The 25,501-nt window shown below is 72.6% G+C and carries 19 protein-coding genes, 1 tRNA gene and 2 pseudogenes; 16 read left to right on the top strand and 6 right to left on the bottom strand.

Annotated features, from left to right (window positions below):
- The first annotated feature begins 385 nt into the window (after positions 1 to 385).
- From AB0J10_RS06905 to AB0J10_RS06920, 4 genes are all read left to right on the top strand, one after another.
- Positions 386 to 3,214, top strand: coding sequence for an alpha/beta fold hydrolase (locus tag AB0J10_RS06905; protein WP_363058590.1), 2,829 nt, complete (start codon positions 386 to 388; stop codon positions 3,212 to 3,214).
- Positions 3,211 to 4,104, top strand: a complete 894-nt coding sequence (locus tag AB0J10_RS06910; protein ID WP_363058592.1) for an ABC transporter permease — start codon at positions 3,211 to 3,213, stop codon at positions 4,102 to 4,104. Before AB0J10_RS06905 ends, AB0J10_RS06910 begins: the two co-directional genes overlap by 4 nt.
- A gap of 198 nt (positions 4,105 to 4,302) precedes the next feature.
- Positions 4,303 to 5,910, top strand: a complete 1,608-nt coding sequence (locus AB0J10_RS06915; protein ID WP_363058594.1) for a von Willebrand factor type A domain-containing protein — start codon at positions 4,303 to 4,305, stop codon at positions 5,908 to 5,910.
- 124 nt (positions 5,911 to 6,034) lie between these two features.
- Positions 6,035 to 6,496, top strand: coding sequence for an anthrone oxygenase family protein (locus AB0J10_RS06920; protein WP_363058596.1), 462 nt, complete (start codon positions 6,035 to 6,037; stop codon positions 6,494 to 6,496).
- Between the two features lie 56 nt (positions 6,497 to 6,552).
- Here AB0J10_RS06920 and AB0J10_RS06925 read toward each other — a convergent pair whose 3' ends face one another.
- Positions 6,553 to 7,041 (bottom strand): hypothetical protein, encoded by a 489-nt coding sequence (locus tag AB0J10_RS06925; protein ID WP_363058598.1) that lies wholly within the window; start codon positions 7,039 to 7,041, stop codon positions 6,553 to 6,555.
- A 480-nt stretch (positions 7,042 to 7,521) separates the two neighbouring features.
- Between AB0J10_RS06925 and AB0J10_RS06930 the strand changes: the two genes are divergently transcribed.
- The 3 genes from AB0J10_RS06930 (at position 7,522) to AB0J10_RS06940 (ending at position 10,554) form a co-directional block, all read left to right on the top strand.
- On the top strand, positions 7,522 to 8,433 hold the full coding sequence (locus AB0J10_RS06930; RefSeq protein ID WP_363058600.1) for an alpha/beta hydrolase: 912 nt from the start codon (positions 7,522 to 7,524) through the stop codon (positions 8,431 to 8,433).
- Positions 8,434 to 8,436: 3 nt separating this feature from the next.
- Positions 8,437 to 9,738, top strand: coding sequence for an MFS transporter (locus AB0J10_RS06935; RefSeq protein ID WP_363058602.1), 1,302 nt, complete (start codon positions 8,437 to 8,439; stop codon positions 9,736 to 9,738).
- A gap of 303 nt (positions 9,739 to 10,041) precedes the next feature.
- On the top strand, positions 10,042 to 10,554 hold the full coding sequence (locus tag AB0J10_RS06940) for a flavoprotein (RefSeq protein ID WP_363058880.1): 513 nt from the start codon (positions 10,042 to 10,044) through the stop codon (positions 10,552 to 10,554).
- A 395-nt stretch (positions 10,555 to 10,949) separates the two neighbouring features.
- Here the strand turns inward: AB0J10_RS06940 and AB0J10_RS06945 are convergent, their stop codons facing one another.
- The 3 genes and pseudogenes from AB0J10_RS06945 to AB0J10_RS06955 form a co-directional block, all read right to left on the bottom strand.
- Positions 10,950 to 11,378 carry a VOC family protein gene (locus AB0J10_RS06945; protein ID WP_363058604.1) on the bottom strand — a complete coding sequence of 143 codons (429 nt, stop codon included), beginning with the start codon at positions 11,376 to 11,378 and terminating at the stop codon, positions 10,950 to 10,952.
- Between the two features lie 95 nt (positions 11,379 to 11,473).
- Positions 11,474 to 11,617, bottom strand: a pseudogene (locus AB0J10_RS06950) (VapC toxin family PIN domain ribonuclease); the annotation flags it as partial.
- A 100-nt stretch (positions 11,618 to 11,717) separates the two neighbouring features.
- A tRNA-Arg gene (locus tag AB0J10_RS06955) sits at positions 11,718 to 11,790 on the bottom strand.
- Between the two features lie 314 nt (positions 11,791 to 12,104).
- Here AB0J10_RS06955 and AB0J10_RS06960 point away from each other — a divergent pair.
- The 8 genes and pseudogenes from AB0J10_RS06960 to AB0J10_RS06995 all read left to right on the top strand — a co-directional run bounded on the left by AB0J10_RS06960 (position 12,105) and on the right by AB0J10_RS06995 (position 22,432).
- Positions 12,105 to 13,724: a dynamin family protein gene (locus AB0J10_RS06960; RefSeq protein WP_363058606.1), complete on the top strand. Its 1,620-nt coding sequence runs from the start codon at positions 12,105 to 12,107 to the stop codon at positions 13,722 to 13,724.
- Positions 13,721 to 15,709, top strand: coding sequence for a GTPase (locus AB0J10_RS06965; protein ID WP_363058608.1), 1,989 nt, complete (start codon positions 13,721 to 13,723; stop codon positions 15,707 to 15,709). Before AB0J10_RS06960 ends, AB0J10_RS06965 begins: the two co-directional genes overlap by 4 nt.
- Before the next feature lie 316 nt (positions 15,710 to 16,025).
- Positions 16,026 to 16,418: pseudogene (locus AB0J10_RS06970) on the top strand (single-stranded DNA-binding protein); the annotation flags it as partial.
- Positions 16,419 to 17,019: 601 nt separating this feature from the next.
- A complete protein-coding gene (locus AB0J10_RS06975) occupies positions 17,020 to 18,420 on the top strand; it encodes a TQXA domain-containing protein (protein ID WP_363058610.1) in 1,401 nt (466 codons plus the stop codon).
- A 351-nt stretch (positions 18,421 to 18,771) separates the two neighbouring features.
- On the top strand, positions 18,772 to 19,161 hold the full coding sequence (locus AB0J10_RS06980; RefSeq protein ID WP_363058612.1) for a hypothetical protein: 390 nt from the start codon (positions 18,772 to 18,774) through the stop codon (positions 19,159 to 19,161).
- A gap of 497 nt (positions 19,162 to 19,658) precedes the next feature.
- Positions 19,659 to 21,323, top strand: coding sequence for an energy-dependent translational throttle protein EttA (gene ettA, locus AB0J10_RS06985; RefSeq protein ID WP_283296733.1), 1,665 nt, complete (start codon positions 19,659 to 19,661; stop codon positions 21,321 to 21,323).
- Between the two features lie 12 nt (positions 21,324 to 21,335).
- Positions 21,336 to 21,767, top strand: a complete 432-nt coding sequence (locus AB0J10_RS06990; protein ID WP_269730338.1) for a thioesterase family protein — start codon at positions 21,336 to 21,338, stop codon at positions 21,765 to 21,767.
- Positions 21,764 to 22,432 carry a hypothetical protein gene (locus AB0J10_RS06995; protein ID WP_363058615.1) on the top strand — a complete coding sequence of 223 codons (669 nt, stop codon included), beginning with the start codon at positions 21,764 to 21,766 and terminating at the stop codon, positions 22,430 to 22,432. Before AB0J10_RS06990 ends, AB0J10_RS06995 begins: the two co-directional genes overlap by 4 nt.
- A gap of 259 nt (positions 22,433 to 22,691) precedes the next feature.
- On the opposite strand, the gene AB0J10_RS07000 is transcribed toward AB0J10_RS06995, so the two are convergent.
- Positions 22,692 to 23,096 carry a globin gene (locus AB0J10_RS07000; RefSeq protein WP_363058617.1) on the bottom strand — a complete coding sequence of 135 codons (405 nt, stop codon included), beginning with the start codon at positions 23,094 to 23,096 and terminating at the stop codon, positions 22,692 to 22,694.
- A gap of 128 nt (positions 23,097 to 23,224) precedes the next feature.
- Between AB0J10_RS07000 and AB0J10_RS07005 the strand changes: the two genes are divergently transcribed.
- Positions 23,225 to 24,244, top strand: coding sequence for a methyltransferase domain-containing protein (locus AB0J10_RS07005; RefSeq protein ID WP_363058619.1), 1,020 nt, complete (start codon positions 23,225 to 23,227; stop codon positions 24,242 to 24,244).
- 6 nt (positions 24,245 to 24,250) lie between these two features.
- Here AB0J10_RS07005 and AB0J10_RS07010 read toward each other — a convergent pair whose 3' ends face one another.
- Positions 24,251 to 25,447, bottom strand: coding sequence for an FHA domain-containing protein (locus AB0J10_RS07010; protein WP_363058621.1), 1,197 nt, complete (start codon positions 25,445 to 25,447; stop codon positions 24,251 to 24,253).
- Between the last annotated feature and the right edge of the window lie 54 nt (positions 25,448 to 25,501).

Below are 25,501 nucleotides of genomic sequence, written 5' to 3' on the forward strand. Positions count from 1 at the left end.
TTGTTACCGATGGGTTAGAGCAAAAGCCCTGGTGGCATGGGCAATTTGGCGGACATCGGCGACATCTGCACGGTGCACGCGGGCATGTGCGACCCCATCTGCCATCGGGATGAACCAGCCATAAGCGGCACGGTGTCAAGTGCCGCTCGAAGACGGCGAATCCACTCCGCTCCGGACGTCTCCGGCCCCCGTCCGGACTGCCGCCCGGTTCGCCGCGTCCGCCCGGCTTCCCGTTCAGCGGCCGGCCCGTCCCGCACTCCCGTGCCCCCGTTCCGCGTACCGCGGCTGGTGTACGGCGAGGGCGCACGGTACTACCCGAGGAGGTCATGGAGTTCCGACCGGCGGCAGCGGCAGCCGGGCCGGCCGTCCGCCTATGGTTTCGGACATGAGGATCCGACTTCCCGGTCGAGCCGTGCTGCCCCGGCGCCGAGGCCGATGGCTCGCGGCCGTCGCCGCCTTCGCCGTGCTCGCGGGCGCGGGCACCTGGACCGCCGCGGCATCGGACGACGAGCCCGCGGTGCACCGCGAGGACCGGATGCTGACCGTGCCGGGCGCGAGGATCGACACCTCGTACTTCACGTCCGGCGGCGGCCGCAGGCCCGCGGTGCTGATCGGACACGGCTTCGGCAGCAGCAAGGACTCCGTACGGCAGCAGGCGGAGGCATTGGCCAGGGACGGCTACGCCGTCATGACCTGGTCCGCGCGCGGCTTCGGCAAGAGCACCGGTGCCATCGGGCTGAACGACCCCGAGCACGAGGTCAAGGACGTCTCACGGCTGATCGACTGGCTCGCCGGGCGACCGGAGGTCGAGCTGGACGCCGAGGGCGACCCCCGCGTGGGGGTCACCGGTGTGTCCTACGGAGGCGCCGTCGCCCTGCTCGCGGCGGGCCACGACCGCAGGGTCGACGCCATCGCTCCGCAGATCACGTACTGGAACCTCGCCGACGCACTCTTCCCGGAGGGCGTCTTCAAGAAGCTCTGGGCGGGCATGTTCTTCACGGCCGGTTCGGCCGGCGGGTCGGGGCTCGTTCCCGACGCCGGCGAACAGCCCGTGGGCACTCCCGCCGGGGCAGGAACGGGCACCGGCAGGGCCCGGGACGGCGAAGCCGGCACGGGTACGGGCACCGGAGCCCCGACGCAGCCCGGCGCCACGGGCCGCGACGGCCGCGCCCCCGCCGGCCCGCCCCCGGCGGCCTGCGGACGCTTCGAGCCAGCCCTGTGCGCCATGTACGAACGTGTCGCGACCAGCGGCAGGCCCGACGCCGCGGCCCGGGCACTGCTGGAGACCCGCAGCCCGTCCGCGGTTGCCGACCGGATCGAGGTCCCCGCGCTCATCGTCCAGGGACAGTCCGACTCGCTCTTCCCGCTCTCCCACGCCGACGCCATGGCCCGGGCGATCACCGGAAACGGTGCACCCGTCGCCGTCGACTGGATCGCCGGCGGGCACGACGGCGGCGATCTGGAGACGGCACGGGTCCAGGGACGGATCTCCGCCTGGTTCGACCGGTACCTGAACGGCGACGAGGCCGTCGACACCGGACCCGCGTTCCGCGTGAGCCGAAGCGGCGGCGTCGACTCCACCGACGGACAGGCGACCCTGCGCGGAGCCACGGCCGATGCGTACCCGGGCCTGGGAGCGGGACTCCGCGCGTTCGGACTGGCCGGCGGGACGCAGACCTTCCGGAACCCCGCCGGGGCCAACCCGCCGGGGATCTCCACGGTGCCCGGACTGGGCGGCGGGCTCTCGCGGTTCTCCTCGCTCGGCGTCGGGCTCTCGCTCGACTTCCCAGGGCAGCACGCGCGCTTCGACTCGGCGCCGCTCGACCGCCGTACCCGGATCACCGGCTCGCCCACCGTCCGGGTGAAGGTCGGCTCGGACAGTGGGGAAGCGGTCCTCTTCGGCAAGGTCTACGACGTCGGCCCGGACGGCCGACAGCAGGTGCTTCCCGCTCAGCTCGTCGCCCCGGTCCGGATCGAGGACGCCACGGCCGGCCGGACCGTCGAACTGACGCTCCCCGCGGTGGACCACGAGGTCGAGGCGGGCCATCGCCTCCGACTCGTACTCGCGGCCACCGACCTCGCCCACGCCTCACCCGCCGCCCCGGCGGCCTACTCCGTCACCCCCGCCGGCCCCCTGAGCGTGCCCACCGCACCCGGAGTCACCACCCAGGCGGCCGGTACGCCCCGGTGGGTCTGGGGCCTCCCCGTGGCGGGCGTGTCGATCGCGGCGGTTCTGCTGCTCACCGCGCACCGCCGGACCGCGGCGCCCGCCCCCGAACCCGGACTCGCCGACGTACCGCTGCAGATCACCGCACTCACCAAGCGGTACGCCGGCTCGTCCGACCGGTACGCGGTGCGGGACCTCTCCTTCCGCGTCGAGAAGGGCCAGGTGCTGGGGCTCCTCGGCCCGAACGGTGCCGGCAAGACCACCACGCTCCGCATGCTGATGGGACTCATCACCCCCGACGAGGGCGAGATCAGGGTCTTCGGACACGCCGTCAGGCCCGGGGCTCCCGTCCTCTCCCGGGTCGGCGCCTTCGTCGAGGGCGCGGGCTTCCTGCCGCATCTGTCCGGCCGGGAGAACCTGGAGCTGTACTGGCGGGCCACCGGCCGCCCCGCCGAGGACTCCCACGTCGAGGAGGCCCTGGAGATCGCGGGCCTCGGCGACGCCCTCGCCCGCGCGGTCCGCACCTACTCGCAGGGCATGCGGCAGCGCCTCGCCATCGCGCAGGCCATGCTCGGACTGCCGGATCTGCTCATCCTGGACGAACCCACCAACGGACTGGACCCGCCGCAGATCCGCGAGATGCGGGACGTGATGATCCGGTACGCGGCCGGAGGCCGGACCGTCATCGTCTCCAGCCACCTCCTCTCGGAGGTGGAGCAGTCCTGCACGCACCTCGTCGTCATGGACCGCGGCCGCCTGGTGCAGGCGGGCCCCGTCGCCGACATCACCGGCGCCGGCGACACCCTGCTGGTGACGACGGCCGAGGAACCGTCGGCACCGCTCGTGGAGAAGATCGCCGCGCTGCCGGGGGTCGGATCCGCCGTCCGCGCCGACGGAGGAGGCGGTGTGCTGGTCCGCCTCGACGGAGCGAGCGCCGCAGCCCTGGTCGCCGAACTCGTCCGGTTGGACGTGCCGGTGACCGCAGTCGGACCGCACCGGCGACTGGAGGACGCGTTCCTCACCCTGATCGGAGGAGCATCAGCATGAGCACCACCCCCGTGCGCCCCGGCACCCGCGAGGCGAGCGTGCCGACGGCGCCCGGCTACCGGGCGCGGCGCACCCTCCCGCTGCGCGTCGAGGCGGTGCGCCAGCTGAAGCGGCGGCGGACGCTCGTGATGGGCGCCATCCTGGCGGCGCTGCCGTTCGTGCTGATCGTGGCCTTCGCGATCGGCGGCTCACCCGACGAACGCGGCGACGGCGGCGGCCGGATCAACCTGATGGACACGGCGACCGCGTCGGGCGCCAACTTCGCGGCCACCTGCCTCTTCGTGTCGGCAGGGTTCCTGCTGGTGGTGCCGGTCGCACTGTTCTGCGGCGACACCGTGGCGTCCGAGGCGAGCTGGTCGTCCCTGCGGTACCTGCTGGCGGCGCCCGTCCCCCGGTCCCGGCTGTTGTGGTCGAAACTGGCGGTCGCGCTGGGCTTCAGCGCGGCGGCCATGCTCCTGCTGCCGCTGGTCGGCCTGGCGGTGGGGACCGTCGCGTACGGCTGGGGGCCCCTGCGGCTGCCGGCCGGCGGCTCGCTGGCGACGGCCGACACGCTGCCCAGGCTCGTGCTGGTCGTCGCGTACGTCTTCGTCTCCCAACTGGTCACCGCCGGACTTGCGTTCTGGCTGTCCACCAAGACCGACGCACCGCTGGGAGCAGTCGGCGGCGCGGTCGGGCTGACGATCATCGGGAACGTCCTGGACGCCGTGACGGCGCTCGGTTCGTGGCGCGACTTCCTGCCGGCGCACTGGCAGTTCGCCTGGGCGGACGCCCTCCAGCCCCAGCTCGAATGGGGCGGCATGCTGAAGGGCGCCGCGGTGTCCGTGACCTACGCCGTCGTGCTGATCGCCCTCGCCTTCCGAGGGTTCGCCCGCAAGGACATCGTGTCCTGAGCGGCTCGGCGGCCCCCTTCCGTGCGGTGTGGGACGTCCTTCCGGCGGCCCGGCCCCGTACGCGCGTCCGCCGTAGGCAACCGTGCGACCACGGGCGTCCGTTGCCGCATCGAGACCCATCCGCAACGCGTTCGTCTGCTCCGTCGGGCCGCCCCGCACGTCACATTCACGAGTGCTGACGATTTCAGGGGGCGGAGCATGACGGTTTGGACGAGGACGCGACCGACGGAATCCACGACGGGGCCGGGGGCACCCGCCCGTACCGCGCGGGCGGCACTGGCGGCGCTGCTCGCGGGGGCCGTGCTGCTGACCGGCTGCGGTGCGGGGGCGCAGGCCGACCGCTCCTCGGCGGACGGCGGACAGCGCCGCGCGGACGGCGCTCCGGCGCCGATGGCACCCGACGGCGGCGGTCGTGCGGCCGAGGGCGACCGGGACGACGGCGCGGGCGGAAAGCGGGACGGGGAGAGGCACGACGCCGTTCCCGCGCCGAACCTCGTGTCCACCTTCGCCCTGGACGTGGACACGGCCTCCTACGGCTACGCCCGCCGCGTCCTGGCCGGCGGCCGGCTGCCGGAACCCGGCTCGGTGCGGCCCGAGGAGTTCGTCAACAGCTTCCGCCAGGACTATCCGCGGCCCGAGGGCGACGGCTTCTCGGTGACCGTGGACGGCGCGCGGGTGGAGCGCGGGGACGGCGGGGACTGGTCGCTGATGCGGGTCGGACTGGCCACGCGCCCGTCGAGCAGGACCGCCGAGCGGCCCCCGGCCGCGCTGACGTTCGTCGTCGACATCTCCGGGTCGATGGCCGAGCCGGGCCGGCTCGACCTGGTCAAGGAATCCCTCGGCATCCTCACCGACCAGCTCCGCGACGACGACTCCATCGCCCTGGTGACCTTCAGCGACGAGGCGGAGACCCGGCTTCCGATGACCCGCCTCGACGGCAACCGCGACCGGGTCCACGAGGTCGTCGCCTCCCTGGAGCCGACCGACTCCACCAATGTGGAGGCGGGCGTCAGCACCGGTTACGACGTCGCCGTCGAAGGCCGCAGGCGCGGCGCCAACAACCGGGTCGTGCTCCTCTCCGACGCGCTCGCCAACACCGGCGAGACCGAGGCGGACGCCATCCTGGAGCGGATCGGGAGCGCCCGCAAGGAGTTCGGCATCACCCTCTTCGGCGTCGGGGTCGGCAGCGAGTACGGCGACCGGCTCATGGAGCGCCTCACGAACCGCGGTGACGGACACACCACGTACGTCTCCACCCCCGCCCAGGCCCGGAAGGTCTTCGTCGACCAGCTCCCCGCCCACCTGGAACTGCGCGCCCGTGACGCCAAGGCGCAGGTCGCCTTCGACCCCGCGGCGGTCCGGGAGTTCCGCCTCCTCGGATACGAGAACCGGCACGTCGAGAACGAGGACTTCCGCGACGACCGGGTGGACGGTGGCGAGGTCGGCCCCGGCCACGCGGTCACGGCGCTGTACGCGGTGCGGCTGAAGGAAGGCGCCTCCGGGCGCGTCGCCACGGCGACCGTACGCTGGCTCGACCCGCGCACCCGGGAGCCGCACGAGGCGACCGGCACCGTCGAGGCGGCCGGACTCGCCGGCGAACTGTGGTCGCGCGGCACTCCGCCGCGCCTCCAGGTCAGCGCCGCCGCCGCGTACTTCGCCCAGCGGCTGCGGGGTGCAGAGACCCCCGGCGCGCCCCGGCTGGGTGTCCTCGCGGAACGTGCGGCCGGACTGGCGCGCCGCACCGAGGACGCCTCCGTGCGCCGGCTCGCCGAGTCGATCCGCAGCGCGGACGAGCTGCTGGACTGAGGACCGGCCGGCGCGGGGCGGGGCGCGGTGACCTCCGCGACCCGCCCCGGCCCGCCGGTGTCGCCGCGTCCCTCCCCGGTCGAGTGGGCAGCGGTACGCCGTCGTTCGGGCCATGATGAGCACCATGGCCGACCTGCTGCTCGCCCTGGCCGTCATCGCGACCGGTCTGTACGCGGGCTTCATGCTGATCTTCCAGACGGGTGTCATGCCCGCGCTCGCCAGGCTGCCCGACGACCGCTTCGTGCCCGTGATGCGTCGCATCAACGAAGAGGTGCCGCGGCCGGTGTTCCTGGCGGTGTTCCTGGCCGTCGTCCTGTTCCCGGCCGCCGCCCTCGCCGTGCCGGGCGAGGGGGGCTCGGCCACGCGCATGTGGCTGGTGCTGACGGCGCTCGTGTGCGCCGCGCTGAACCACCTGGTGACCATCGCCGGGAACATCCCGCTGAACAACGCGCTGGCCTCCTCGGAATCGTCGCCGGACGCCGAGGTCCGTGCCGCCTTCGAGAGCAGGTGGAACCGCTACCACCGGATGCGTACCCTCCTGGTCCTCGGCGCGTTCGTCCTCCTCGTCGGCGCGACGCTGACCTGACGCGAATCCGACGGTGACACCCGGCCCCGGGACCTCGACGCCCTCGCGGCGGCCGCTCAGCGGCCGGGCAGTTCCTCCCCGCACCGGCTGCAGTACCGAGCGCCGGACTCCGCCGCCAGGCGCCCGCACCCCGAGCAGACCCGGTCCAGCAGACAAGCGGCCTCGCCGCCCTCGGCCGCCGCGGCCGTCTTGATGGCGAGTCCGGGGCGCCTGCGGTGAACGCTCAACTGCACCAGGCCGCCGGGTCCCGCACGGAGCGCCCGCTGGCTGCCGCGTGGCAGCCATACCACCGAGCCCGCGACCACGTCCTGCGGCCTGCCTTCCAGTTCGAGCACTCCGTCACCGGCGGCCACGTACAGCAGTACATCCAGGTCGGGTTCCACATGCCCGGCGATCCGGCCACCGGCGGGCAGCCGCACCAGGTTCGCGTCGAGCTGCCGCGATTCCTCCGCCAGACGCCACAGCGCCCCGGCCCGGTCCGGTGGCAGATCGCCGGTCAGCTCGGTCAGCAGTGCGAGCACGCCTGGCCGGGGAGTGGGCGCCATGTGTCGTTCCTCCTGCGCTCGTGTCCCCATCGGATCCTGGACCCCAAAGGCCCGCATGGTACCCCGTGTTGTGTGCCCGCCCGAGCCGGACAAGCCATGTGTGCCGACCGCCCGCCCGTCCCGCGCTGCGCCGAGCGGGTGAGCCGCCCCGCCGTGGCCGTGCCGTGGTGACGCCGCCCTGAACGGGGATGCACATACGGTCGTCCCGTGCCCTACTCCGTCCGCACCCGACACCGGGGCCCCGCGTCCCGGCACGGATCCGTGCCGGGACGCGGAGGTCCCCACCGGGAGCCCAGCGCGGATCGCCCCCGGGCCGGACCGCGGATCGGGGTCTGGAAACCGCTCGGACCCGGGCCCGCGCCCACGGCGGAGCCCGCCCGCCACGACGGGAGTGCCCACCGTGCACCGTTCCGCGGGACTCCTGGCACGCCCGACTCCCCGGCCCTCCTCCCGGGCCGCCCGACAACTCACGGAGCAGCCATGTCCCGTCCCCTCCACTCCCGAGGAGTGCGGCGCATCACCCTGGACGCCGACGGCCTGCCGCTCTCCGCCCTGGTGGCCGTCCCCGCGGGCACACCGCGCGCCACCGTCGTCGCCCTGCACGGCGGGGGCATGAACGCCGGCTACTTCGACGGCCAGGCGGACCCGGGCCTGTCCCTGCTCACCCTCGGCGCCCGCCTCGGCTACACCGTCCTCGCGCTGGACCGCCCCGGCTACGGAGCCTCCGCCGAACGGCTGCCGGAGGGCCAGACGCTCGCCGAGCAGGCCGCGACACTGAGCGCCGCCCTGCACGGCTTCACCTCCGTCCACCCGTACGGCGCGGGCCTGTTCCTGCTCGCGCACTCCTACGGCGGCAAACTCGCGCTGACGGCGGCCGCGCGGGCCGTCCACGACCGGCTTCTCGGCCTGGACGTCTCCGGCTGCGGCCACCGCTACGACGTCGCCCCGGAGGAACTGCCCGACGAGGGGGCCCACGGAAGCCGCAGGCTGAACTGGGGGCCGCTCGGCCTGTACCCGCCGGAGACCTTCACCACCGCGGCCTCGGTCGTGGCCGGGATGCCGGTCCGGGAACGCAGGGAAGCGGCGCGCTGGCCCGAGGAGTTCCCCACCGTCGCCGCCGACGTACGCGTACCCGTCCGATTGACCTTCGCCGAGTTCGAGGCCTGGTGGCGCCATGACGATGAGGCGGTGTCCGAGCTGACCGCGCAGCTCGCCGCGCCGCGGATCCTGGTGGACCGGCTGCCGGGCGCGGGGCACAACATCAGCCTCGGATGGGCGGCCCGCGCCTACCATCTGCGGGCGCTGGGCTTCCTGGAGGAGTGCCTGCAGTCCGCAGGCGGCGGCCGGGACGCGTCAGGCACGCCACCCGAGCCCCACGCGGCGGCGGTCTGACCGGTGGCGGGCCCGTTCCGGTCGCTGGCGGTACGCAACTTCCGGCTCTTCACCGTCGGCCAGGTGGTGTCCGTGGCCGGCACCTGGATGATGATCGTCGCCCAGGACTGGCTGGTTCTCGCCCTGACGGACGACTCCGCCGGTGCGCTCGGGATGGTGACGGCCCTGCAGTTCGCCCCGCTCCTCCTCCTCACCCTCTTCGGGGGTCGTCTGGCGGACCGCCACGACAAGCGGCTGCTGCTGACGGTGGCCAACGCGCTCTCGGGGGTTCTCGCCCTGCTGCTCGCCGCACTCGTGCTGGCCGGGGAGGCGCGCCTGTGGCACATCGGTCTGTTCGCACTGGCGCTCGGCATCGTCAACGCGGTCGAGGTGCCCGCCCGGGTGTCGTTCGTCAGCGAGATGGTCGGCGCGGAACTGCTGCCGAACGCCTCGGCGCTGAGCGCCGCCTACTTCAGTACCGCCCGGGTCGTCGGGCCGGCCCTGGCCGGAGTGATGATCGCCGCCCTGGGCACGGGCTGGGTGATGCTGCTCAACGCGGTGAGCTATCTGGCGACGGTGGTGGCGCTGCGCATGATGCGCCCGCAGGAACTGCACCGCGGCGCCCCGGAGACCCGGGCGAGGATCGTCGACGGGCTGCGTCATGTGCTGGTCAGGCCGGACCTGGTGCTGCCGCTGGCGCTGCTCGCGGTCGTCGGACTGTGCGGGCTGAACTTCCAGTTGACCCTCCCGCTGCTGGCGAAGACCGTCTTCGGCGCGGACGCGGATGCCTTCGGACTGCTGACCACGGCGTTCGCCGCCGGCTCGCTCGCGGCGGCGCTCGCCACCACCACGCGCCGAGACCGTCCGTCGGGCCGGACGGTGGTCGTGTCGGCGCTCCTGTTCGGGGCGCTGGAGACGGTGGCCGGATGGTCGCCCGGCTTCATGGCCGCCATGGTGCTGCTCGCGCTCACCGGTTTCGCCTCGATCTACTTCGTGCAGGCGGCGAACCACCGCATCCAGCTGGGCAGCGACCCGCGCTACCGCGGCAGGGTCATGGCGCTCTACACCCTGATCGTCCAGGGGTCCACCCCGCTGGGGGCACTGGGTACCGGCTGGCTCGCCGAGCGCTTCGGCGCGCGCTCGGGGCTGGTCGTGGGCGGCCTCGTGTCACTGGCCGCCGCGATCGCGGCACTGCTGGTGGAGCGTGCGACGGCGCGGGAAGCAGAGGGGGACCGGACCGGAGGGGCCGGTGCGACACCTCCGTCGCCGGAAACACCGGAGGCGGCCGAGCCTCCTGGTCCGAGGGAGCGGGACAGGACGGTCTGACCCTCCGCCGTGCGGAGCAGTCGCCCGGCCGCCGGGCACCATTCTGCCGAGCGCGTCGGGCGGGCCCCGCCGGCGGCATCCGTCCCGGGCGGACGGATCTGCGCCCCTGCCGTAAGGGAGTGGCCCTGAGGCGCCCGCCGTTGCGCATACCCTGCCTTGAGCGCAACGCCTCAGCCGCCGACCGGGGGACCCGACGTGAGCGACCAGCCGAACAGGCCCAGTGGACCGGTGCAGGCCACCTCCGCCGGCAGCCCCCGGCGACCCGCGGGCCCCGGGCAGCCCGGCCCGGGCGGAAAACCGTTCCTGTACGTCGTCGTCTGCGCCGCGGGAATCGCGGGAGGCGTCGGCAAACTCATCACGGCGGCACAGGAGCGGGACTGGGACGTCGGGGTCGTCGCCACTCCCCAGAGCCTGGACTTCATCGACCGGAACGCCCTCGAGACCCTGACCGGCCACCCGATCCGCTCGGCCTGGCGGCGGCCCGGCGACCCCCGCCCGCTGCCTCCCCCGGACGCGATAGCGGTTGCCCCGGCCACCTTCAACACCATCAACAAGTGGGCCGCCGGAATCTCCGACACCCTGGCGCTGGGCATCCTGTGCGAGGCCTGCGGCTCCGGCGTCCCGACCGCCGTGCTGCCGTGCCTGAACGCGGCCCAGGCCGCCCACCCCGCCTACCGGCAGAGCCTGCAGCGGCTGCGGGGGATGGGCGTGCTGATCGGTTCCCACGAACCGTCCGCCCAGCCGGAGACCGTCGGTGCCGACGTGTTCCGCTGGGAGGAGGCGCTCGATCTGCTCACGCCGAAGACTGCTCCCTGAAACGCGGACCGTGTGCTCGGGCCGCGAAGTGGGGCCGCCCTGGAACGACAACGCCCCCGGCAGACATCCCGGAGTGGAGCGCACCCCGGCGTTCCGGCGCCTACCCGTCCTCCACCGCCGGCCCGCTGGTGTCCCCCTGGCCGGCAAGAAGGCCCTCCCGGAGGGAGGGCCTGCGGGCCGTGCACTCTGTGCGCCCCGGCAGGACTCGAACCTGCGGTCAAGCGCTTGGAAGTGTCAGGGCCGAGCGGTGTACTCACCTGCGTCTTCGCTGGTCACATGCGAACGAATGCAGCCAAAGCGCTCGGTCTCAATGCCGGGGGACCTTCGGCTGACGACCGCCCCTCGTGCCTTCGTCCTGACTCATGGGGACAGGGCGCAGACACGTCGGTGGCCTCTCAGTCGATACAGAACTCGTTGCCCTCGATGTCCAGCATCGGGATGCACGCATCATTGCCGTCGTACAACGTTCGCACGTGTACCGCACCGAGCGGGACCAGTCGTGCGCATTCCGCCTCAAGCGCGGCGAGGCGCTCCTCGCCCACGAGTCCGGTGCCGACCCGCACATCCAGATGCACCCGGTTCTTGGCCGCCTTCCCCTCGGGGACGCGCTGGAAGAACAGCCGCGGGCCCACACCTGAAGGATCAATGCAGGCGAACCAGGAATCCCGCTGCTCAGGTGGCTGAGAGCGCTGGAAATCGCCCCAAGTGGCAAACCCCTCCGGTGGCGGAGGTATGACGTACCCCAACACCTCGCACCAGAAGCGAGCGAGGCGCTCAGGCTCTGCGCAGTCGAAGGTGACCTGGAACTTCCTGATCGGTGTCATTCGGGCACTGTACGGGTGCGTGTCGGCACCGAGGCGCCGGCGCAGGGCAGGGTGGACGCGGCGCTACCGGTCGAGCAGGGTGGGGATGGGGTCGAATCGTTCTCGGCGCGCTGCAGAACGTCCATGCGGCGGGCCCGCTCGGTGTGTTCGTCGTAGTCGCACTGCTCGCCGGTGCCGCGCACCTGGTGGGGCCCAGTGGAGAGTTCCGCGAGGATGACGGCGCCGATGGCCATCTAGGCGCCCGCGATCGTGAACAGGTGAAGGCGCCTGCTCGTGGAGCGGTGTGCATCCGGACACAAAAGAGCCCCTCACGCGTTTTCGCAGGTGAGAGGCTATATGCGCCCCCGGCAGGACTCGAACCTGCGGCCAAGCGCTTAGAAGGCGCCTGCTCTATCCACTGAGCTACGGGGGCCCGATGTGGCCTCGGTGGCCTGGAGCCCCTGGTGGGTCGGCCGTGACCTTGCCGGGACAAGGATAGGGCTCCGATCGCCCTGCCCCGGATGCTTCACCTGCGTGGCACGATGTGGAGGTTCAGTGAAGCGAACCGATAATCGCAGGCAGATGCGATTCTCGCAGCGCTTTTTTCACGTCACACCTCGGGTGTTGTGCACTCGTTATGCCTGTGCCCCACTCGTCCCGTCTGTCCCGTCGGCCTGATCGGCGCGCAGGGGGGCTCATACGCTTCAAAAAACCTCCAAAATTGGGCATTCTTCGCATGTGGTGACCATGGAAGTACGGCCTCAGCTCATCGACGCACTCTCCGCCCTGCGCGACCGAGTCGCAGCCGTGCGTCTTCCACTCCCCCTTCCAGGTGCTCCGCGGGCGCGGCAGACGAGAGCTGAGCTGCTCGCGCAGCTCGACGACTATCTGGTGCCCCGGCTGAAGGACCCCGACGCGCCGCTGCTCGCGGTCGTCGGCGGTTCGACGGGAGCCGGCAAGTCCACCCTGGTCAACTCCCTCGTCGGGCGGCGGGTGACCGAGGCGGGGGTGCTGCGACCGACCACGCGCACGCCCGTGCTCGTCTGCCACCCGGACGATCGCCACTGGTTCGCCGACATGCGCGTACTGCCCAACTTCACCCGCGTATGGCTGCCGCAGCAGGACGAGACGGACCAGCCGCCCGGACCCGTGCGCGGCAGGACGAAGGCCAAGGCCAAGCCCGAGGAGAGGGCGCTGAGGATCGAGACCGCGGCGTCGCTGCCGCCGGGGCTGGCTCTGCTCGACGCGCCCGACATCGACTCCCTCGTCGTCGAGAACCGGATCATGGCGTCCGAGCTGATCTGTGCCGCGGACGTATGGATCATGGTCACCACGGCCTCCCGGTACACGGACGCGGTCCCCTGGCATCTGCTCCGCACGGCCAAGGAGTACGACGCCATGCTCGTGACGGTGCTCGACCGGGTGCCGCACCAGGTGATCAACGAGGTTTCCCGGCAGTACGCGGCCCTGCTCACCAAGGCCGGGCTCGGGCACGTACCGCGCTTCACGATCCCGGAGCTGCCCGAGTCCACCGGTGGCGGCCGGGGGCTGCTTCCGGACACCGCCGTCGCCGCGCTCCGCGACTGGCTGGCGCACCGGGCCCTGGATCCCGCCGCGCGCCAGCAGACGGTCGTCCGAACCGCCGCCGGGGTCATCGACTCGCTGAACGCCCGGATGCCGGAGCTCGCGGGGGCCGTGGCCGCCCAGTACGCGGCCGCCGTGCGTCTCTCCGCCGCGGTCGAGGAGGCGTACGGCGTCGAGACCGAGCGGGTGCGCAAGCACGTTCAGCGCGGATCCGTTCTCGCGGGTGACGCGCGCACCCGATGGCGGGGCTGGCCGCGCGACAGTTCGGCCTGCGAACTCCTCGACGCACTGGCGGAGAGCCTGACCGCCCTGCTGCAGTGCGCGGTCGCCGCCGCCGACGAGCGGCTCCAGGAGGCATGGAGGCGCGAACCGGCCGGCCCCGCGCTCGCCCGGCACTCACGGGCCGACGGAGAGACGCCCGAGCGCATCGGCATGGCCGTGCGGCGCTGGCGTCGCGTCATCGAGGAGCTCGCCGAGGAGGAGGTCCGCGCGATGGAACGCTCCGCCGCACCCGACGCCGAGACGGTCGCCGCGCTGCTCTCCACCGCGCTGCTCGGCGGCCGGCGGGCCAGGGCCGCCGGGGAGCTGCTGGCGGAGCGGATGGGCGCCCAGGGCGCGCTCAGGCTGCGCGACAGGGGCGGGGAACTGGTCACCACGTACATCGAACGTGTCATGAACGAGGAGCGCGACCGGCGCCTCGCGCCGCTCGACTCCCTCGAACTGTGCCCGGAGCCGCAGGCCGAGCTGATCGCCGCGCTGTCCGTACTGCAGAAGGAGAGGTGACCGCGGTGACGGCAGTCACTGGCGAGACCGAGGACCGCCGCTCGCCGGGCGGCACCGGGAACGCGTCAGGAGCGCGGAACGAGCCCGGGGCCGGGGGTGATGCCGAGGTCGGGAACGCGGCGCCGGGGCGCCCCGGCGGCCTCGGCGGGGAGGCCCGTCCCGAGGGCGGGCACGCGTCCCCCGGGGGCGGTGAGCGGGCGCGGGGCGACGGGGCCGGGGGCGCCACGGACCCCGCGTCGGGCGCCGAGGGGAAGCACGAGGAAGGCCGCGGGGCCGATGCCCCCGAGGAAGGCGACGGAGACCGGTGGGACGACGGCCTGATCGCCCGCCGGGCCGTCGACCCGTCCGATCTCGCGCGCGACGAAGGCTCGCTGGTCGGCGGCGAAGGGCACGTCCCCATCGGTGGCCCGTACGCCGCCCCGCTGCGCGGCAGGCTGGACGCGCTCCGTGAACTCGTCGGGCTCTCCCGCACCCGCCTCGACGACAAGGCCCTGGCAGAAGCGGGCCGCGTGCTCGACGAGGCGGCGGCGCGGCAGCAGTTGTCGGCGCGGCACACCGTCGTCGCCATCGCGGGCGCCACCGGCAGCGGTAAGTCGACCCTCTTCAACGCCCTGGCCGGGGTGCCGATTTCGGAGACCGGACTGCGTCGGCCGACGACGTCGGCACCGATCTCGCTCAGCTGGTCCGAGGGGGCCGCCGGGCTGCTCGACCGGCTCGCCATCCCGCCCCGGCTGCGTCGCAGGCCGCTCGCGGGCGGAAGCGGCGACGAGGCGCTGCAGGGCCTCGTCCTGGTGGACCTTCCCGACCACGACTCGGCGATGACGGTGCACCGGGACCAGGTGGACCGGGTCCTCAAGCTCGTCGACGCGGTCATCTGGGTCGTCGACCCGGAGAAGTACGCGGACGCGGCGCTCCACGAGCGCTATCTGCGGCCGCTCGCGGGGCACGCCGAGATCACCTTCGTCGTCCTCAACCAGATCGATCGGCTGCCGGGCGACGCCGCCGACCAAGTGCTGGACGACCTGCGCAGACTGCTCGACGAGGACGGGATGGCGGTCGGTGAGCACGGCGAGCCGGGCGCCACCGTCCTCGCGCTGTCGGCTCTCACCGGTGAGGGCGTCGGTGAGCTGCGAGAACTGCTCGGCCGACTCGTCCAGGACAAGTCCGCCGCGGCCCGCCGCGTCTCCGCCGACATCGACGCGGCGGCCGGTCGGCTGCGGTCCATGTACGTCGCCGACGGACGGCCGGGTCTCAGTGAGCGGGCCCGGGACGACTTCACGGCCCGGTTGGCGAACGCGGTCGGCGCCTCCGCCGTCGGCGAGGAGGCCGAACGCCGGTGGCGCAGGAACGCCGGGAGGGCCTGCGGGACGCCGTGGCTGAGGCTGTGGCGCTGGTACGAACGCGTCCGTATGCCCGGCGGGGGGATGCCCCAGCCCAAGCAGCCCGCGGAGGAGGAACTCACCGCCCGTCAGCGCGTCGAGCAGGCGGTACGGACGGTGGCCGACGACGCTGCCCACGGACTGCCGGCCCCGTGGGCGCAGGCGGTGCGCGAGGCGGCGGTGCGCGGTGCGGAGGGGCTTCCTGAGGAACTCGACGACCTGGCCGCCGAACTGGGCACGCCCAGCGGCCGTCTGCCGCGTCCGGCGTGGTGGCCCGCGGCGGTGCTCGTCCAGGTGTGCATGACGCTGCTGCAGATCTTCGGCGGGCTGTGGCTGGTAGGCCAGATCATCGGGGTACTGGAGCCGGGGCTGCTTCCGCCGGTGCTGGTGATGCTCGCCGGGATCATCGGCGGGCCGCTCGTGGAGTGGGCGTGCGCGGCGGCCGCGAAGGGGCCCGCGAGACGGTACGGACAGGACGCGGAACGGCGCTTGCGGGAGGCGGCGGCGGCCTGCGGCAGGGCGAAGGTGCTCGATCCGATCGCGGCGGAACTGCTTCGCTACCGGGAGGTGCGGGAGCAGTACGGGGCGGTGTCGTTCAGACGCTGAGCGGGAGCCCGGGCCGTCGCGCGAGGAGGGCGGCCGCAGCGCGGTGGCGGACGCCGCCGCGCCGGGTGGCGTACCGGTGGCAGTCCGCGCGGGCCGGCGGAAGCGCTTCCGGATCGACCGGGAGACGGTCGGGGCAGCCGGGGAGCGCTGTAGGACCGCCGTTCAGGAGTGCCCCGTCACCCGGGAGGGCGGCGGGGTTTTCCACAGTCGGGTCCGTGTCCACAGGCGTCAGCGGGAATGCGCCCGGCCGAGCAGCATGGACCCGTCGGGGCGACGGCGCCGACTCCGGATCGGACAACGAGGCAGGGGGATCGTCATGAGTGACGTGATGGTGACGCTGGTGGGCAATGTCGCGACGGCCGTGGACTACCGGGAGTCGGCGGCCGGGGGCAGGTCTCGCTTCCGGTTCGCCGTGCCCTCCCGGCGGTGGGACCGTCAGCGGGACGGCTGGACCGACGGACCCACCAGTTTCTACACGGTGTGGGCCTGGCGTGCGCTGGCGGCCAATCTCGCGGCGTCGGTGGCGGTGGGCGAACCTCTCGTCGTGCACGGGCGTCTGAGGGTGCGCGAGGAGGAGTGGGAGGGCAAGGTCAGGACGTCGGTCGACGTCGACGCCGTGGCGGCCGGGCACGACCTGACGCGAGGGACGTCGGCTTTCCGCCGGGTGACGAGAACGGACGGCGATCTGACGAGCCGTCCTTCGGCAGTGGCGGGCGGCACGGGTCCGCAGCCTGCCATGCCGTCAGGGCCACTGCCTCCGACGCCACCGGTCAACTCGGTCTGGCCCGGGCCCTCGGTGGCCCCGGCCGTGGGCGCCCAGCGCGCCTCGGCCGTCCCGTCGGCGGCGACGACTCCGCCGACGCCGGGCCCGGGTGAGGCGACCGAGGCGGACCCGTTCTGCTCGGGCATGCCCGGCTCGGGCCGGGCTCGCGGCCGGTCCCGTGCCGCTTCGGCGACGGCGACGGTGACCGGGGGCATGCGGAGTGCCGAGGCGGCCGGGAGCCTTCCTGCATCAGCTCCTCCCGCCCCGGCGTGTGTTCCGGGAACCACGCCCGGAGCCCGCGGCTCGGCTGCGGCCGGTGTCCCCTGACCACCCCGAGCGGGCGCTGTGGAGATCTGCCGACAGCTGGACGGGGATGCGTCGCAGGCGATAACGATTCTGATTCGGAATGGTTGTCTGACGGTATGACGGGGGATCGGGTCGCACCACGTCCTTAGGATCCTCAGTACTCACGGGGCACTTGAGTCTGCCGGCGAGGCAATCCCCCCACGCACCCCACGCGAAAGGGCCTCGCCCGAAGGGGAATTCTGTGTTTACTGCGCTCTCTGTACGCGGGCGGGGCGCCGCCCGGCTCGCCGTGACGGCCCTGGTAGCGGGTCTCTTCGCGGCGGGATCCTTGGCCTCCGCCGGACCGGTCGCGGCCGAGGACATCCCGCAGCACCAGGGTGGTGTGTCCGCGACGCTCGACGGCCTGACCACCTTCGACCGAGCCGTCCTGCACGACGGCGGACAGCGCCACGAACTGCCCGCAGGGCTGTTCGAGATGACCGTCGACGGTGGGGGCAGACTCAAGACCTACTGCATCGACATACACAACCCGACGCAGGAGCAGGCGAAGTACCTGGAGACCCCCTGGGACCAGACCTCGCTCGGCGCCAACAGCGGCGCCGGGAAGATCCGGTGGATCCTGCAGCATTCCTATCCGCAGGTCGACGACCTCACGGCACTGGCCGAACGGGCGGGCACGGGGCCGCTCACCGAGCGGACCGCGGCAGCCGGCACACAGGTCGCGATCTGGCGGTACTCCGATGGCGCCGAGGTCGAGGCGCTCGACCCCGCGGCGGAAGAACTCGCCGACTGGCTTGAGAAGAAGGCCAAGAGCGTCGAGGAGCCCCGTGCCTCGCTGAGCCTGGAGCCGAACGCGGTCTCGGGGAAGGCAGGCGGCCGGCTCGGACCCGTCACGGTCCGCACCGACGCCGACGGCGTGACCGTGACACCGCCCTTGGACTCCGCGGCCAGCGGCGTCATCGTGACGGATGAAGCCGGCAAGCCCGTCACGACCGCGGCCGACGGCAGCAGGCTGTACTTCGACGTGCCCGCAGGTGCCACCGACGGCACGGCCGCTCTGAGCCTGCAGGCCACCACCAATGTGCCGGTGGGGCGGGCGTTCTCCGGGGTGACCAAGAGCCAGACGCAGATTTTGGCCGGCTCCAGCCGTTCCACCGTCTCCGCCACGGCCACCGCCACCTGGGCCACAAAGGGCCCGATACCCGCGCTCACCGCGAAGAAGAACTGCGCCGGGGGCGGTATCGACATCACCGCCACCAACAGGGGCGACGCGAAGTTCACCTTCGAGCTGCAGGGGCTCAAGCACGCGATAGCCCCCGGCGAGTCCCGCACCGTGACCGTCCCCGTCCCCGAGGACCAGGCCTACGACTTCACGATCACGGGGCCGGGCGGCTTCTCGAAGAGCTTCAAGGGCGTGCTGGACTGCAGGACCACCGGCAGTGTCGGTCCGGTGACGGACGAGCCGGAGCCTCAGCCCAGCGCGGCCTCGGCCGGCGGTACTGCCCTCGACGAGAACCTGGCGGCGACCGGCGCCTCCGGCGCCACCCCGATCATCGCGGGCGTGGCCATCGGGCTCGTGGTCGTCGGCGGCGCCGCTGTCCTCTTCGTACGCAGGAAGAAGGCGCCCTCCACGGAGGACTGAGCGTCCGGCGGCACGCGTCCGGCGGAAAGCCCCGAGGACACCGGCGGTTCGGGCGGGGAGGACCGCTTCGCCGAGAACCTTGCCCACGAGGTGATCCGAGCGGTCACCGATGCGCATGGCGGAGGCGCGGACCACGCTCGGTGTGGTCGCAGCCACGCAAGGCGCATGGAGCAGGCCGTGAACCACGGCGAGTGGGCGCTCAAGGGCGATCGGCAACCCCTGCCTCCCAGCTCATGGCCAGCCGCGAACCGGCGGCCGTAGTCAACCGGGGCTTCGCCAACGAGGCGACGGGCCGGGAGTGCCTGGATCACCTGACCGGGCTCAGCCGCGCCACACCACCAGGAGAAACCAGTGTCACACCCGCAACTGCTCACACCCGAGGAGAAACTCGCCGACGCGAAGAAGCTGTCGAGCCTCCCGCCTATCGTCGTGGTCTGCGGTTCCACCCGCTTCATGACCGCGATGAACGAGGCCGATCTGCGGGAGACCGAAGCCGGAAGGATTGTCGTCAAACCGGGCTGTGACATGAAGTCGCCGCACGAGCTTTGGTCCGATCCTGTCCAGGCCGAGGCCCTGAAGGTTCGACTCGACGATCTGCACCGGGCGAAGATCCGGCTCGCTGATGAGGTGCTCGTGGTCGGCGACTACATCGGAGACAGCACCCGAGCCGAAATCGTTTACGCCCGGTCGCTGGGCAAGCCCGTGCGGTTCACGCACCCCGAAGTCGACCCTGACGCCTGACCGCCCACTGACACCTCGACAGCCAGGGCCGTCTCTCACCCCATGGCAGCTCCCGACCAAAGCCGCTCCTTCCGACCGTCGTGACGACGTCGGGGTCACTCCTGGGGCCGGAGGCGCGAGGTGGGGCCGTGTGGAGTCGGTGCAGACCTTGCTCATGGGGAGCGGTGCGTTCGCCGTCAAGGCGCATCGTGAAGGCGTCCTGCCGCGTGCCGGGTACAAGGGAGTCACGAGCCAGGGGGCGCCGGACGCTCCCGCCCGTCCGAGAGACCGAGGAGTCGCCGGTCGGCTCGCCCTGCGGGGCCGTCCGTGGGCCGTCCGTGGGCCGTGCGAAGCGGATCAACGCCGACCGATGACGACCGGCGGTGACGGATCAGCTACTGGTTTGCCTCGTGAAGGCGCAGGTCAGAGGCCCTTGGCCAGACGGGTTTCGTTCCCGGGGTGGCGGTCAGGCAAGATGGGGTGTATCTGCCCACTCACTGATTGCCGGACGGTTTCTCTTGGCTGAGTACATCTACACCATGCGCAAGACGCGCAAGGCGCACGGCGACAAGGTGATCCTTGACGACGTCACGCTGAGCTTCCTGCCCGGTGCGAAGATCGGTGTGGTCGGCCCGAACGGCGCCGGTAAGTCGACCGTGCTGAAGATCATGGCCGGTCTTGAGCAGCCCTCCAACGGTGACGCCTTCCTCTCGCCCGGTTACAGCGTCGGCATCCTGCTGCAGGAGCCCCCGCTCGACGAGAGCAAGACGGTCCTGGAGAACGTCCAGGACGGTGTCGCGGAGGTCAAGGGCAAGCTCGACCGGTTCAACGAGATCGCCGAGCTGATGGCCACCGACTACTCCGACGCGTTGATGGAGGAGATGGGCAAGCTCCAGGAGGACCTGGACCACGCCAACGCCTGGGACCTCGACGCGCAGCTCGAGCAGGCCATGGACGCGCTGGGCTGCCCGCCCGGCGACTGGCCGGTCACCAACCTCTCCGGTGGCGAGAAGCGCCGCGTCGCACTCTGCAAGCTGCTGCTCGAGTCTCCCGACCTGCTGCTTCTCGACGAGCCCACCAACCACCTGGACGCCGAGTCCGTCCAGTGGCTGGAGCAGCACCTCGCCAAGTACGCCGGCACCGTCGTCGCCATCACCCACGACCGGTACTTCCTGGACAACGTGGCCCAGTGGATCCTCGAGCTGGACCGCGGCCGTGCCCACCCGTACGAGGGCAACTACTCCACGTACCTGGAGAACAAGTCCGCGCGTCTCAAGGTCGAGGGCCAGAAGGACGCCAAGCGCCAGAAGCGCCTCAAGGAAGAGCTGGAGTGGGTCCGCTCCAACGCCAAGGGCCGCCAGGCCAAGTCCAAGGCGCGACTCGCCCGCTACGAGGAGATGGCCGCCGAGGCGGAGAAGACCCGGAAGCTCGACTTCGAGGAGATCCAGATCCCGCCGGGCCCGCGCCTGGGCAACGTCGTCGTCGAGGTCGAGAACCTCAGCAAGGCGTTCGGCGAGAAGGTCCTCATCGACGACCTGAGCTTCACCCTGCCGCGCAACGGCATCGTCGGTGTCATCGGCCCGAACGGCGCCGGCAAGACCACGCTGTTCAAGATGCTCCAGGGCCTGGAGAAGCCGGACTCCGGCCAGATCAAGGTCGGCGACACCGTCAAGATCAGCTATGTCGACCAGAGCCGCGAGAACATCGACCCCAAGAAGACGCTGTGGGCGGTCGTCTCCGACGAGCTGGACTACATCAACGTCGGCCAGGTCGAGATGCCCTCACGTGCCTACGTCTCGGCGTTCGGCTTCAAGGGCCCTGACCAGCAGAAGCCTGCCGGGGTGCTCTCCGGCGGTGAGCGCAACCGCCTCAACCTGGCGCTCACCCTGAAGCAGGGCGGCAATCTGCTGCTCCTCGACGAGCCGACCAACGACCTCGACGTCGAGACGCTCTCCTCGCTGGAGAACGCCCTGCTCGACTTTCCGGGCTGCGCCGTGGTCGTCTCCCACGACCGCTGGTTCCTCGACCGGGTCGCCACGCACATCCTGGCGTACGAGGGCGACTCGAAGTGGTTCTGGTTCGAGGGCAACTTCGAGTCCTACGAGAAGAACAAGATCGAGCGACTCGGCCCGGACGCGGCTCGCCCGCACCGCGCCACCTACAAGAAGCTCACCCGGGGCTGAGGCAGGCAGCAAGTGGCTCGGCACATCTACAGCTGTCCTCTGCGCTGGTCGGACATGGACGCCTTCGGGCACGTCAACAACGTGGTCTTCCTCCGCTACTTGGAGGAAGCCCGCATCGACTTCATGTTCCGGCTGGCACCGGGGAACGGTTCCCCGTCGTTCTCCGGCGGGTCCGTCGTGGCCCGTCATGAGATCGACTACGTACGACCGCTCGTGCACCGCCACGAACCGGTGACCGTCGAGTCCTGGGTGACGAAGGTCGGCGCGGCGTCGCTCACGATCGCCTACGAGATCAAGGACCCGGACCAGGTGTACGTCCGGGCCTCGACCGTCGTCGTCCCGTACGACCTGGCGGCCGGGCGTCCGCGCCGTATCACCGCCGAGGAGAAGTCCTTCCTCCAGGAGTACCTGGACGAAGGCGTGAAGGACGCGCTCGCGGCATGACCGCTCCCGTGCAGACCCTGCGGCTGGCCGATGCCAGGGAGGCGGCGGACCTCGCCGCCTTCCTCGGCCGGCTGATCCACTACGACCGGGCCGCAGCCGTGCGGCTGCAGGCCGGCGGGGGAGCGCTCGCCGTGTTCGGCAGGCCGCCGTCGTTCGAGGTCCTCGCGGTCCGGACGGCGCGGCTGGCGGAACCGGTCGAGCTGGACACGACCGTGTCCGCGGGTGAACTGCTGGAGTCCGTCGAGGGCTCGGCGCTCGCAGTACCGTCCGCCGTCACGGGGCCGCCGTGGGCCGGGTTGCTGCCTCCCCGCGGAGGTTGGCGGGAGCTTCCGGGGTTGCCCGAAGTCGACCGGATGCGGGGCGCGGTGGCCGCCGCGGTCGCCGAATTCCGTTCACGGGACGAGGCGTTGCCCGCCGAGCGGCGCACCCGCGCCGAGCGCGACCGGATCGGCCGCGAGATCTGGTCCCGGACCCTCGACGAGACGGGCCTGCCACTGCGGGCCGTGCACGCAGCCCAGTCCCTGGGCTTTCTGCGCCCCACCCCGGAGGGAGTCCCGGGCGCCGCGCTCCTGGCCTCCGGCGGCTGGCTCCGGCTGCGCACGCCGTTCGGCTCCGTCGCGGTGCGCAGGGCGGGGCTCGGCGCGCTGAACGTCACCCCCGCCTGATGCGTAGGTAGATCTCGTCCAAGGCCGAGAGGCCATATGCCTTCGATCTGCAGGCAGACAGGGTGGGGCCCGGCCTGTTGACCCCCCGGGGAAGGCCCCACCCGGGTTTCGCCCGGTTGCAGGCCCGCTCCTCGTCCCCGCCTCGGGACCTGCTCCGGTCCGCCCCGGTCCGCCCCGGTCCGCCCTGATCCGCCCCGGTCGGTCACCGCGCGGCACCCACCGGTGGGTGCGTGCGGCAGGCCCGGGGTCGGCCGGAGCGTCAGCCCGCCGTGTTCACCATCGAGGCGGCGGCGTACGTGAGGTAGTTCCAGAGCTGCCGCTCGTGCTCCTCGGCGAGGCCGAGTTCGTCGACCGCGACTCGCATGTGCCTGAGCCAGGCGTCGTGCGCGGCCTTGTCGACGGTGAACGGGGCGTGGCGCATGCGCAGGCGGGGGTGGCCGCGGTTGTCGCTGTAGGTGCGGGGGCCGCCCCAGTACTGCATCAGGAAGAGCGTGAGGCGTTCCTCGGCCGGGCCCAGGTCCTCCTCGGGGTACATGGGCCGCAGCAGGGGGTCCTCGGCGACGCCTTCGTAGAAACGCCGCACGAGGCGGCGGAAGGTCTCCTCACCGCCCACCTGCTCGTAGAAGGTCTGCTCCTGAAGCGTGCCCCGCGGAATCTCGTTCACCGCTCCATGCTCTCAGACGGACCGGACGAGGACCCGGGCCCTAGGACCCCGGCCCGAAGAGCACTCCGGCCGGGAAGCCCCCGGCCGGGGTGCTCGCCTCCCGTACCGGCCCGCAGGACAGTGGAGGCATGGGTGCGGACCAGGACGCGCGCGCGGTACCGGACCCCTACGCCGGGCCCGCCGCCGAGGTGCGCGCGGCGCTGGTGCGGAGGATCGCCGCGGCCGGCGCGCTGCGGGACCCGGCCTGGCGCGCGGCGTTCGCGGAGGTTCCGCGCCATCTGTTCGTGCCGTACTACTACGTGCCGACCCTCGCCGGGTATGAACGGCTCTGGTCCGGCGACCCCGACGCGGACCGCCGCGAGCGCTGGCTGAGGGGCGCGTACTCCGACGGCCCGCTCGCCACCCGCGTCCGCGACGGCGAAATCGTCTCCTCCAGCAGCCAGCCGTCCCTGATGGCGCGGATGCTGGAGGCGCTGGAGGTGGAGGACGGGCATCGCGTGCTGGAGATCGGCGCGGGCAGCGGCTACAACGCGGCACTGCTGACGCACCGGCTCGGGGACCCGCTGGTGACGACCGTCGACCTGGACCCGGAGATCGCCGAGGCCGCGCGTCGCCACCTCGCGGCCGCCGGCCACCATCCGGCCGTGATCACCGGAGACGGTGCGCGCGGTTGCCCGGGGCGTGCCCCGTTCCACCGCATCATCGCCACCTGCGCCCTTCCATCGGTGCCGCGGGCCTGGCTGGAGCAGTCCGTGCCGGGTGGACTGCTCCTCGCCCCGCTCGCCAACGGGCTGGTCGTGCTGCGGGTGCACGACCAGGGCCACGCGGAGGGGCGCTTCCTGCACACGCCCGCGTACTTCGTCCCGCTGCGCGGAGGCGGGCCGGTGCGGACCTCCGTCCCGCACGTGGGCGGGCTGCCGAGGCGCGTGGCGGAGAGCGAGCAGTTCCGCTTCCTGCTCACGCTGACCGCGGGCGTGCTGGATCCGCACGAAGCGCTCTCGCTCTGGCGGCGCGAAGGCCGGCCGGAGCGGGAGCGCTTCGGGGTCACCGTCAGCGGGGACAGCCAGTGGGCGTGGCTGGACGACCCCGAGGGTCCGTACGCCTGGACCCTCGGCGCGCCCGGCACCGAGCGGTCGACGCCGTCGTGAACGCCGTCAGCCCCGGCGGATGGTGATCGTCGTCCAGGCGCCCACGTGCACCCGGTCGCCGTCCCGCAGGGGGACGGGGACGTAGGGCTGGATGGGGTCCTCGGCGCCGTTGACCGTCGTCCCGTTCGTGGAGTTCTGGTCGACGACGGCCCAGGAGCCGTCGGGCTGCTGCACCAGCACGGCGTGCTGGTGCGAGACGCCCGGGTCCTCCGGCGGCACGGAGAGGTCGATGTCGGGCGACTCGCCGGTGGAGTGCCGGCGGCGGCCGATGGTCACCTCGTTGCCCGAGAGCGCGAGCTGCTGCTCCGGTGAGTACGCGGGCAGGTTCAGCCCGGCGGCTTCGGGGCCGCTGCGCTGCATCATCGCCATGAAGTACTCGCGGTCGGGCGCGATGACCGCGGTCCAGCCCGCGGGCTCGTACGGAATCTGCTGCGGTGGAGGCGCCGGGTGCTGTTGTCCGTGATGGGGCGGAGCGTGCTGCTGCGAGGGCGGGGAGATCATCCAGTCGTCGTCGCCCTGCGGCCGCTGCGGCGGGGCCGGGACGGCCTGCGGGAAGCCGGGAGGCGCGGGCGGGCCGGTCGGGAATCCCTGCTGCGGGGGCGGCGGCGCCGGCCTGCTGAACTCGGGCGGACCCGGGGGCCGGTGCTGACCGGGCGACTCGGAGACGTCGGAGGAGCCGGACGTGCCCGGCTGGGGGAACGGCGGCGGGGCCGGCGGTCCGGCCTGCGGCGGCCGGGGTGCCGGGGGTTCGCCGCCGATCGGCTCGGCGGGCCGGTTCATCTGCGAGGGCCGCGAGCCCTGGTAGTCGAATGGGTCCGGTGGGCGCGGAGGCTGCTGGGCCTGGAAGCCCGGCGGCAGGTTCAGGCCGGGCGGCGGACCGCCGGGTGCCCCTCGGGGGGGCGGGGCCACGGGGGTGTACGACGTAGCCGTGTGGGTGAGGAAGTTCCAGCGGCACTCCTCGCAGAAGGGTGCCATCGGCTCGCGGGGCGTACGGCACTGCGGGCACAGTTCCGCCTGGGCCGTGGCGTTCGGATCGCCCGGCCCCGGGTAGCCGTAGCCGGGTGCGGGCGGTGGCGAAGGAGCCGGCGGCGGGGGAGGCGGCGGAACCGCGCCCGCCGGAGCCCCCGCCCCGGCCATGCGATGGCCGCAGACCTCGCACCAGTCGTCGGAACCCGACTGGTGTCCGTTCGGGCAGGTCGGCATGTCGGCGCTTCCCCCTCTCCTCCGTCCGGCCGGCGAGCCGGACACTTTGTGCTC

Source organism: Streptomyces sp. NPDC049887 (assembly GCF_040656535.1).
Classification (GTDB): Bacteria; Actinomycetota; Actinomycetes; order Streptomycetales; family Streptomycetaceae; genus Streptomyces.